The following is an 8,873-nucleotide window of genomic DNA, read 5'->3' as shown; positions in this document are numbered from 1 at the left end:
GCACAGGGGGATCAGATCGCTGGTCTTTTTCGCGCCCTGGATGCCCGCGATGCGGGCGATACCAAGCACGTCGCCTTTTTTGGCGGTGCCGCTCTGTATCAATGCCAGCGTAGCGGGCTCCATGCGGATGCGGCCTTCGGCGACCGCCACCCGGTGTGTGCTGGCTTTGGCGCCGACGTCCACCATATGGGCCTGGCCCTGGGCATCGAAGTGGGTGAGCGGGCTGTCTGGTGGGGTTTGGGCGCGGGTCATGGGCGGCTCTTTTCGTGGGCTTTACAGAAACTTGGGGGACTTGGCGGCATCATACGGGCATGCATTTTCCCTCTCCCACGCTGGGTTCAACCACCGCGCGCCGCTGGCCCGTTGCCGTGTTCGTGGCGGCGCTGTGCCTGATCGCACCGCCGCAGGGTTGGGCTCAGTCCACCCCCGAGGTATCGCCCCACGGCTTGCCCCACTTGGGCGATGTGGAGGGCATGTCGATCGGGGCCGAGCGCCGCTTGGGCGACCAGATCGCCCGGGACATCTACCGCGATCCGGACTACCTGGACGATGTGGTGCTGGGCGACTATTTGCAGTCGCTCTGGCGGCCCTTGCTCGGCGCGGCGCGCGCGAGGGGCGATGTACCACCCGAGCTGGCCGAGCGCCTGGCCTGGGAGCTGATGATTTCGCGGGATCGGCGTGTCAATGCCTTTGCCCTGCCGGGCGGCTACCTGGGCGTGCACCTGGGTTTGCTGGCCGTGACCGAAACACCTGCGGAGCTGGCCAGTGTGTTGGCGCACGAGCTCAGCCACATTTCTCAGCGCCACATCGCACGCCTGGTCTCGCGACAGGACCGGCAGGCGCCTTGGATGTTGGGCGCCATGATTCTGGCGGCATTGGCGGCCCGCAACAACAGCAACTTGGCCGGTGCTGCCATGGCGGGTGGCCAGGCGGTGGCCGCGCAGACCCAGTTGAACTTTTCGCGCGACATGGAGCGCGAGGCCGACCGCGTGGGCTTTGGTGTGCTCACCGGCGCCGGTTTCGACGGACAGGGTTTTGTCGGCATGTTCGACAAGCTGCAGCAGGCCGCTCGCCTGAACGACGATGGCTCGTTTCCCTATCTGCGCAGCCACCCTTTGACCAGCGAGCGCATGGCCGATATGCGCAACCGCCTGCCCATGGCGACGGGCGCCCAGAACAGCGTCTTGCGCTCAACGCAGGCGGTGCAGACGCCGGCGGCCAATCCGGTGCCGAATGGGGCGGTGAATGGGCCGGGAAGAGGCCTGGTGCTGGAGCTGCGCGACGCACAGCGCCTGGGGCAAGTGCCTCTAAGCGCTTTGCCCTCACCCGAGTTGCACTTGCTGATGGCGGCGCGCGCGCGCGTGCTGGCCGACAGCAGCAGCGAACGGCAGCGCGCCTGGTTGCAGATCGGGCAGATGGCGTCTGCCAGCGCGGCCGACGTGTACGCGGCCGCGCTGGCCGCGCAGCGGTTGGGCCAGCATGCGCAGGCCCTGGGTCTGGCCCAACGCCTGCGGGCCGCCGCCACGCCCAGCACCCAGGCCGCTGCAGACCGCTTGCTGCTGGAGGTTTCGGTGGTGGCCATCCGCTCGGGCTTTACCGTGCCGGGCGAGGCCCTGGCGCTGTTGCGCAACCAGGCGCTGGCCAGCACATCGCGTGCGGATGTTTTGCTGGGCGCACAAGCGGCCGTGGCCATGGCGGTACCGCGCCAGGCGAGTGAGCGCCTGCAGACCTGGGTGGTGGCGTATCCGCGCGACGCCCTGGCCTGGCAGACGCTTTCAAGCGCCTATCTGGCCCAGGGGCAGCGTTTGCGTGCGGTGCGGGCCGAGGCCGAAGTGCGTGCGGCCCAGCTGGATTTTGCGGGCGCGGCAGAACGCTTCAAGACCGCACAAGGCCTGTCCGCCAGCGAACGTGCCATGGACCCGATCGAACTGGCGATCGTGGACACGCGCCGGCGCGAGGTCGAGGAGCAGCTGCGGGAGTCAGCGCGTGAGGCGCGGGAAAACTGAGCTCAAGGCGGCGTCCACCACCAGCATCAACAGCGAAAAAATCAGCGAACCCAGCATGGCGGCCCAGAAGCCGTTCACGCCAAATCCGTCGAGCATGCTCGCGGCGGCCCAGAACAGTAGGGCGTTGATGACGAACAGGAACAAGCCCAACGTCACCACCGTCACCGGCAGCGTGAGCACCACCAATACCGGGCGCAGCACGGTGTTGAAGAGGCCGATCACGGCTGCCGCGATGAGGGCTGCGGTGAAGCTTTGTATTTGCACCCCGGGAAAGAGGTAGGCCACCAGCAACAAGGCGCAGGCGGAGAGCAGCCATTTGGCAATGAGTTTCATGCCGATCAGCATAGCATCTGCGGCCCTATCCCAGCTGGTCCGGGGTTGTGCTCCCCGCTCTGAATTTGGTGGTTGCGGTTTCAGCTGGGCCGGTCACCGACGGTCTGCGCGCCGCTGTCGACGCGTTGCGCCAGTTGCCGGTTGTGCAGCCAGCCCGCAGCCAGTACGCCGACAACGGCCAGGCCGCACAGGCCCCAGTAAGCCAGGCTCTGCCAGAACTCAGGCCCTTTGAAATAGGGAGCCAGCAGTTTTTCGTTCACGATCATCTTGCCGGCGGTGAAGGCCAGCACGGCCGCGCCGATGTACATGATGCTGGGGAAGCGCTCCACCAGCTTGAGCACCAGAGTGCTGCCGAACACCACGATGGGGATGCTCACCAGCAGGCCGATCACGACCAGATCGAAAGCGCCGTGGGCCGCACCGGCCACGCCGAGCACATTGTCTATTCCCATGATGGCGTCGGCGATGACGATGGTTTTCATCGCGCCCCAGAAGGTGGTGGCGACGGGTCCGCTGTGTTCGTCATCGCCCTCTTCGTTGGCGATCAACTTGTAGGCGATCCACAGCAGGGCCAGGCCGCCGATCAACATGAGGCCTGGGATGCGCAGCAGCCAGACCACGCCCACCGTCATGATCGAGCGCACCACGATGGCACCCACGGTGCCCCACACGATGGCCTTGGTCTGGTGTTCTTTGGGCAGGCTGCGTGCCGCCAGTGCGATGACGATGGCGTTGTCGCCCGCCAGCACGAGGTCGATGAGAATGATGGTCAGCAAAGCGGACCACCAGGGCGCGGACAAGAATTCCATGAAAATCTCCAGTGGGGAATTTTCGAAGGTCTTGCCCGGCACCGCCTGTGAAACAGGTGCGTGCCCAGGGAGCCGGAAGCCACATGGGTGGCGACGTATTGACGACTCGCTGATCGGCGGCACCGGCGGCCCGTGATGGCCGTGGTGCGCTTGGGAGCTACTCCCCTCCGCAAAAACGCTATTGTATCGGTGCCCTGCTGAGCGCCCGTGATCGGACACGCATGTCTGTCGCGCGGTAGACGCTGGTGGTGGCTATGATCGACCCTCCATGGCTGGCATCCACATCTCCGACATCGAAGCTGCGATCAATTTCTGGCGCGCGCGCAAGCCCTCGCCCGACGGTGTTTCGCTGTGCGCCGAACTGCGCGCCCTGGCCGAGGTGTACGCGCTGCTGGTGTTCTTTCACGAAACCCATGCCGACGAAGCCAGCATGCCACCCCAGGCCCATGCCGCCTGGCTGGTCTGGTTCGACAGCATGCCCGACACACCTTGCATCGCCATTTGCTCCACCAGCCAGGGTGACGCCTGGTGCAAAGGATGTGGACGCAGCTTCGACGAAGTGCAGCGCTGGACCGAGATGACCCCGGGTGAAAAGCGGGTGACCTGGCGCCGCATCACGCTGGAAGGCGACGCCTGGCGCTTCAACCGCTACGCCGAACGCGCGCAGAACGACGGCATCGCGCCAACACCGTGACCTGACGCGCGCCGACCGGGCCGACAAGACAAGGGCCCATGGCCCTTGCAACCCTCACACCCGTTGCGCCAACTCCGCTGCCTTGCCCACGTAACTGCCCGGTGTCATGGCCAGCAGCCGGTCTTTTTCCACCTGCGGGATCTCCAGGCTGTGGATCAGCTCGTGCAGGGCTTGGGCCGTCACGGTCTTGCCGCGCGTCACTTCCTTGAGCTTCTCGTAGGCGCCCGAAACGCCGAAGCGGCGCATCACGGTCTGGATCGGCTCGGCCAGCACTTCCCACGAAGCGTCGAGGTCGGCCGCCAGCCGTTCTTCGTTCAGTTCGAGCTTGCCCAGACCCACGCCCAGCGAGTGGTAGGCCAGCACCGCGTAGCCCAGTGCCACGCCCATGTTGCGCAGCACGGTGGAATCGGTCAGGTCGCGCTGCCAGCGGCTGATGGGCAGCTTCTCGGACAGGTGTTTGAGCAGCGCATTGGCCAGACCCAGATTGCCCTCGGCGTTTTCAAAATCGATCGGGTTGACCTTGTGCGGCATGGTGGACGAGCCGATCTCGCCTTCCTTGAGGCGCTGCTTGAAGTAGCCCTGGCTCACATAGCCCCAGATGTCGCGCGACAGGTCGATCAAGATGGTGTTGGTGCGCGCCATGGCGTCGAACAGCTCGGCCATGTAATCGTGCGGTTCGATCTGGATGCTGTAGGGCTGGAAGGTCAGGCCCAGGCCCAGCGGCTCGGGCGTTTCGATCACCTGGCGGCTGAAGGCTTCCCAGTCAAAATCGGGCCAGGCGCTCATGTGGGCGTTGTAGTTGCCCACGGCGCCGTTCATCTTGCCCATCAGCTTGACGGCGGCGATCTTGTTGCGCGCACTGTCCAGGCGCACCACCACGTTGGCCATTTCCTTGCCCACCGTGGTGGGGCTGGCGGTCTGGCCATGGGTGCGGCTGAGCATGGGCACGGCGGCAAAAGCGTGGGCCATTTCGCGCAGCTTGGCGATCACGCCATCGAGCGCAGGCAGCAGCACCGCGTCGCGCCCGCCCTTGAGTTGCAGCGCGTGGCTGGTGTTGTTGATGTCTTCGCTGGTGCAGGCGAAATGCACGAACTCGGCCGCCTTCTCCAGCTCGGGCCGGGCTTCGAAGCGGGACTTGATCCAGTACTCCACCGCTTTCACATCGTGGTTGGTGGTCTTTTCGATTTCTTTGATGGCGGTGGCGTCGGCCGCAGAAAAATTCTTCACCAGACCCAGCAAGTAAGTGCGCGCACCCGATGAGAGTGGCTTGAATTCAGCAAAGCCCGCGTCGGACAAGGTGATGAACCAGGCGATTTCCACCTGCACCCGCCGGTGCATATAGCCTTGTTCGCTCATGTAGGGGCGCAGCGCAGCCAGCCGGCCCGCGTAGCGGCCGTCCAGCGGCGAGAGGGCGGAAATGGGCGACAAGGCGGCGTTGCCTGCCGCAGGCGTCGTGGTGTTGGGGGGTGTGTTTGGGCGCATTCCCCGATTGTAGGAGGCGCCATCGCGCGCTTGCCCGCCTTTGGGCGGACCCTGGTTTGGCAGGCTCTGGCCGCCGTTCGGCAGACGGCGGTGCTGGCTGGCTAAAATGGCCGCTCCAGGGAAACCGTCAACCCAAGTCACTCTCCATGAAACTCATCGGTGCCATTACCAGCCCCTACGTGCGCAAAGTGCGCATCGTCATGGCAGAGAAAAAGCTGGACTACCAGTTTGTGCAAGAAGATGTCTGGTCGGCCGAGACGGTGATCAGCACCTCCAATCCGCTGGGCAAAGTACCGTGCCTGGTGCTGGAAGGCGGCGAGGCGGTGTTCGATTCGCGCGTGATCGTGGAGTATCTGGACACGCTGTCGCCGGTGGGCAAGCTCATTCCCGCTGCCGGACGCGACCGCGCCGAGGTCAAGACCTGGGAGGCCTTGGCCGATGGCGTGCTCGACGCTGCCATCCTGGCGCGTCTGGAGGCGACCTGGGCAGGCCGCACCGTCGACCAGCGCTCGCAGGCCTGGGTGGACCGCCAGACGGGCAAGATCGAAGCCAGTCTCAAGGCCATGGGCCAAGGCCTGGGGGAGAAGCCCTTTTGTTCGGGCATCCACCTGAGTCTGTCGGACCTGGCGGTGGGCTGTGCCTTGGGTTATCTCGACTTCCGTTTCCCGGCCATCGACTGGCGCACGCCCTATCCCAACCTGAGCAAGCTGTACGACAAGCTCATGCTGCGCCAGAGCTTCATCGACACCCGGCCGGTGTAGACCCCGCAGCGCCTGGAAGGCGGGGTCGGTGACCCGCATGCCAGGGCTGCCCTTGTACAAAATACTGCGAAGCGCCCCGAAACGAATGGTTGAGGGAGGGAGGAATGGCGCCTCGGGCTTGCATGCCCGCCCCGTGGGGCCGGCATGGCTTCGCAGTCAAAAACCTGTCGGTCGGGGTGCGCGTGTGCGCATGCCTTGCGATCCCACATTTGGACCGGGGATGGGCGGTGGAAGTTCCTGCGGTGCAGCGACCCGTTTGGCGCCGCCGTTGTGATGGGCTTGGCCCGGCCATTTCGCGATGCCAGCGCCGCGCAAGGCGCCGTGTCAACGGCCTTACATCGGCGGGACCTAAAATGCAGGAATCCGTAGCCGATCCGAAAGTCCGCCATGCTGTACCCCGAACTCTTCAAACAACTCGAATCCGTCCGCTGGGACATGGAGAAAGACATCCCGTGGGACACGTTCGATGGCAGTGCGCTGACCGACGAACAGGCCAAGACGATCAAGATGAACGCCATCACCGAGTGGGCTGCTTTGCCCGCCACCGAGATGTTCTTGCGCGACAACCGCGACGACTCCGATTTTTCGGCCTTCATGTCGATCTGGTTCTTCGAAGAGCAGAAGCATTCGTTGGTGCTGATGGAATACCTGCGCCGCTTCCGCCCGGAATATGTGCCCACCGAGCAGGAACTACACGACATCCGTTTTGAGTTCGATCCGGCGCCGCCGCTGGAGACTTTGATGCTGCACTTCTGCGGCGAAATCCGGCTCAACCACTGGTACCGCCGCGCCAGCCAGTGGCATTCCGAACCGGTGATCAAACACATCTACAGCACCTTGAGCCAGGACGAAGCGCGCCACGGCGGCGCCTATCTGCGCTACATGAAGCGGGCCATCAACAAGTTCGGCGACGAAGCCCGCGTTGCCTTCGCCAAGGTGGGCGTGCTCATGGCCAGTGCCCGGCGTACCGCACAAGCTTTGCACCCGACCAACCTGCACGTGAACAAAACCCTGTTCCCGAACGACACCATCCAGAGCCGCCTGCCTAATCCCGAGTGGCTGGAACACTGGCTGGACACGCAGATCGATTTCGACGCGGCGTGGGAGACCAAGGTGGTCGACCGCATCCTGCACAACCTGAGCCTGCTCATGGAGCAGAGCTTCAAGACGGTGCAGGAACTCAACCGTTTTCGCAAGTCGTTGGCGGTACCGGCGCCCAGCCTGTAGGGCGAGACCCAGGGCGGCCAAGCGCCGACGCCGGGCTGGGCCGGGTGGCGCTGTCACAAATGGCATGAGTGGGCCGTCTTGCTGTCATGAACCCTGCCACCCGCACGTTTGACCGCCACCGCCCGCGCCTCAAGGGCATCGCTTACCGCATGCTCGGCACCATCGCCGACGCCGAAGATGTGGTGCAAGACGTGTGGCTGCGCTGGAACGGCATGGCCCACGAGACGCTGGAGAGCGCAGAAGCCTGGCTGGTGACCACGACCACGCGGCGGGCCATCGACCACTTGCGCGCGATCCAGGTGCAACGGGGCCACTACGTCGGCACCTGGTTGCCCGAACCGGTGGTGGAGGACGGGCCCGCGACGCCGGAAGGCCTGCTGGAGCGGGCAGACGAACTGTCGGTCGCCTTGCTCACGGTGCTGGAGCGCCTGACGCCCGAAGCGCGTGCCGCTTTTTTGCTGCGCGAAATCTTCGATGCCGAATACAGCGAGATCGCCCACACCCTGGGCAAGAGCGAAGCGGCGTGCCGCCAGCTGGTGCACCGGGCCAAGGCGCAGGTGCGCGGGTCGGGCCGACCGGTCCAGCCGGTGTCGCGTGAAAGCCAGTGGCGCCTGCTGCAGGGGTTTGCCGAGGCGGCGCAGAGCGGCAATCTGCAAGCCCTGAAAGGCTTGCTCAGCGAAGACGTGGCCCTGGTGGGCGACGGCGGCGGCAAGGTGCCGTCGTTTGGCCAGCCCTTGCGAGGCAACCAGCGCGTGGCCCAGCTGTATTACGCGGTGCACCGCCGCCACGGCGCTGCCGTGCACACCACCCTGGCCTGGGTCAACGGCGCGCCGGGATTGTTGCGCTACATCGACGGGGTGCTGGAGTCGGTGCAGAGCTTCGAGTGGCGGGCCGAGCGCATCGTGCAGATCCATACGCAGCGCAACCCGGACAAACTCGCGCGGGTGGTGCACGCCGGTCGGCCCTGACCGTCTGGTTTGGCGGCGCTGTCACAAGCGCGTGTGCTGGCGCGTCTAAGAGGTGTTCAACCACTTTGCAACAAGGAGCACCCATGAACAGCCCCCGCCTTCCCTGGTTCAAAATCGCGCCCAAAGCCTACCAGGCCATGATCGGCGTCAACACCGCCATTGCCGGGCACAGCCTCGGCGAGCGCCTGTACCAGATCGTTCAGACCCGCGTCTCACAGCTCAACGGCTGTGCTTTTTGCCTCGACATGCATGTGCGCGATTTGCGCCAGGCAGACGAAAGCTGGCAGCGCATCAACAGCATCGCCACCTGGCGCGAGGTGGGCTTCTACGACGAACGGGAACGTGCGGCCCTGAACTGGGCCGAAAGCCTGACGCGTCTGGTGGAGGACCACGGCGACCGCGACGCGGCATTCGCGCAGCTGCAAGCGGTCTTCAACGAGCAGGAAATCGTGGATCTTTCCGTCGCCATCGCGCAGATCAATGCCTGGAACCGGCTGGGTGTGGGCATGCGCCTGCCGGTGGCGGAAAAGGCTATGGTTTGAGGTCTGGACCTCACACGCCGCCCTTTGGCGGTGCCGTGGCCGCGCGCAGCG

The 8,873-nt window shown here is 65.1% G+C and carries 10 protein-coding genes; 6 read left to right on the top strand and 4 right to left on the bottom strand.

What is annotated here, in order from left to right:
- On the bottom strand, nt 1-252 hold a 252-nt coding region (locus ABYB95_RS11665; RefSeq protein WP_372658699.1), incomplete at its 3' end, for a cyclic pyranopterin monophosphate synthase MoaC.
- 59 nt (nt 253-311) lie between these two features.
- Here ABYB95_RS11665 and ABYB95_RS11660 point away from each other — a divergent pair.
- The gene (locus ABYB95_RS11660) at nt 312-2,006 is read left to right on the top strand and encodes a M48 family metalloprotease (RefSeq protein WP_372658698.1); all 1,695 of its coding nucleotides are present in this window, start codon (nt 312-314) and stop codon (nt 2,004-2,006) included.
- On the opposite strand, the gene ABYB95_RS11655 is transcribed toward ABYB95_RS11660, so the two are convergent.
- Both ABYB95_RS11655 and ABYB95_RS11650 read right to left on the bottom strand, forming a co-directional pair.
- Nucleotides 1,980-2,339 carry a phage holin family protein gene (locus ABYB95_RS11655; RefSeq protein WP_372658697.1) on the bottom strand — a complete coding sequence of 120 codons (360 nt, stop codon included), beginning with the start codon at nt 2,337-2,339 and terminating at the stop codon, nt 1,980-1,982. The genes ABYB95_RS11660 and ABYB95_RS11655 overlap by 27 nt on opposite strands.
- 80 nt (nt 2,340-2,419) lie before the next feature.
- Complete coding sequence (locus ABYB95_RS11650; RefSeq protein ID WP_372658696.1) at nt 2,420-3,148, bottom strand: TerC family protein; 729 nt, start codon at nt 3,146-3,148, stop codon at nt 2,420-2,422.
- Nucleotides 3,149-3,416: 268 nt separating this feature from the next.
- On the opposite strand from ABYB95_RS11650, the gene ABYB95_RS11645 reads away from it, so the two are divergent.
- A complete protein-coding gene (locus ABYB95_RS11645; RefSeq protein ID WP_372658695.1) occupies nt 3,417-3,842 on the top strand; it encodes a DUF3717 domain-containing protein in 426 nt (141 codons plus the stop codon).
- Between the two features lie 54 nt (nt 3,843-3,896).
- Here the strand turns inward: ABYB95_RS11645 and purB are convergent, their stop codons facing one another.
- Entirely contained in the window at nt 3,897-5,324 is a 1,428-nt protein-coding gene (gene purB, locus ABYB95_RS11640; RefSeq protein WP_372658694.1) for an adenylosuccinate lyase, read from the bottom strand.
- Nucleotides 5,325-5,470: 146 nt separating this feature from the next.
- Between purB and ABYB95_RS11635 the strand changes: the two genes are divergently transcribed.
- The 4 genes from ABYB95_RS11635 (at nt 5,471) to ABYB95_RS11620 (ending at nt 8,822) form a co-directional block, all read left to right on the top strand.
- Entirely contained in the window at nt 5,471-6,085 is a 615-nt protein-coding gene (locus ABYB95_RS11635; protein ID WP_372658693.1) for a glutathione S-transferase N-terminal domain-containing protein, read from the top strand.
- Between the two features lie 387 nt (nt 6,086-6,472).
- Nucleotides 6,473-7,312 carry a ferritin-like domain-containing protein gene (locus tag ABYB95_RS11630; RefSeq protein WP_372658692.1) on the top strand — a complete coding sequence of 280 codons (840 nt, stop codon included), beginning with the start codon at nt 6,473-6,475 and terminating at the stop codon, nt 7,310-7,312.
- Nucleotides 7,313-7,398: 86 nt separating this feature from the next.
- Nucleotides 7,399-8,280 carry an RNA polymerase sigma-70 factor gene (locus tag ABYB95_RS11625; RefSeq protein ID WP_372658691.1) on the top strand — a complete coding sequence of 294 codons (882 nt, stop codon included), beginning with the start codon at nt 7,399-7,401 and terminating at the stop codon, nt 8,278-8,280.
- 83 nt (nt 8,281-8,363) lie between these two features.
- Nucleotides 8,364-8,822: a carboxymuconolactone decarboxylase family protein gene (locus ABYB95_RS11620; RefSeq protein WP_372658690.1), complete on the top strand. Its 459-nt coding sequence runs from the start codon at nt 8,364-8,366 to the stop codon at nt 8,820-8,822.
- Nucleotides 8,823-8,873: the final 51 nt, after the last annotated feature.

Source organism: Hydrogenophaga sp., assembly GCF_041633695.1.
Taxonomy (GTDB): Bacteria; Pseudomonadota; Gammaproteobacteria; order Burkholderiales; family Burkholderiaceae_C; genus Hydrogenophaga.
The sequence above is the reverse complement of the archived record's forward strand: the minus strand, read 5'-3'. Positions and strand labels throughout refer to the sequence as shown.

Coding starts and splice junctions, on each gene's coding strand:
- ABYB95_RS11645 (WP_372658695.1), top strand. CDS start 3,417: ATGGCTGGCATCCACATCTCCGACATCGAAGCTGCGATCAATTTCTGG.
- purB (WP_372658694.1), bottom strand. CDS start 5,324: ATGCGCCCAAACACACCCCCCAACACCACGACGCCTGCGGCAGGCAAC.
- ABYB95_RS11620 (WP_372658690.1), top strand. CDS start 8,364: ATGAACAGCCCCCGCCTTCCCTGGTTCAAAATCGCGCCCAAAGCCTAC.
- ABYB95_RS11655 (WP_372658697.1), bottom strand. CDS start 2,339: ATGAAACTCATTGCCAAATGGCTGCTCTCCGCCTGCGCCTTGTTGCTG.
- ABYB95_RS11630 (WP_372658692.1), top strand. CDS start 6,473: ATGCTGTACCCCGAACTCTTCAAACAACTCGAATCCGTCCGCTGGGAC.
- ABYB95_RS11625 (WP_372658691.1), top strand. CDS start 7,399: ATGAACCCTGCCACCCGCACGTTTGACCGCCACCGCCCGCGCCTCAAG.
- ABYB95_RS11635 (WP_372658693.1), top strand. CDS start 5,471: ATGAAACTCATCGGTGCCATTACCAGCCCCTACGTGCGCAAAGTGCGC.
- ABYB95_RS11650 (WP_372658696.1), bottom strand. CDS start 3,148: ATGGAATTCTTGTCCGCGCCCTGGTGGTCCGCTTTGCTGACCATCATT.
- ABYB95_RS11660 (WP_372658698.1), top strand. CDS start 312: ATGCATTTTCCCTCTCCCACGCTGGGTTCAACCACCGCGCGCCGCTGG.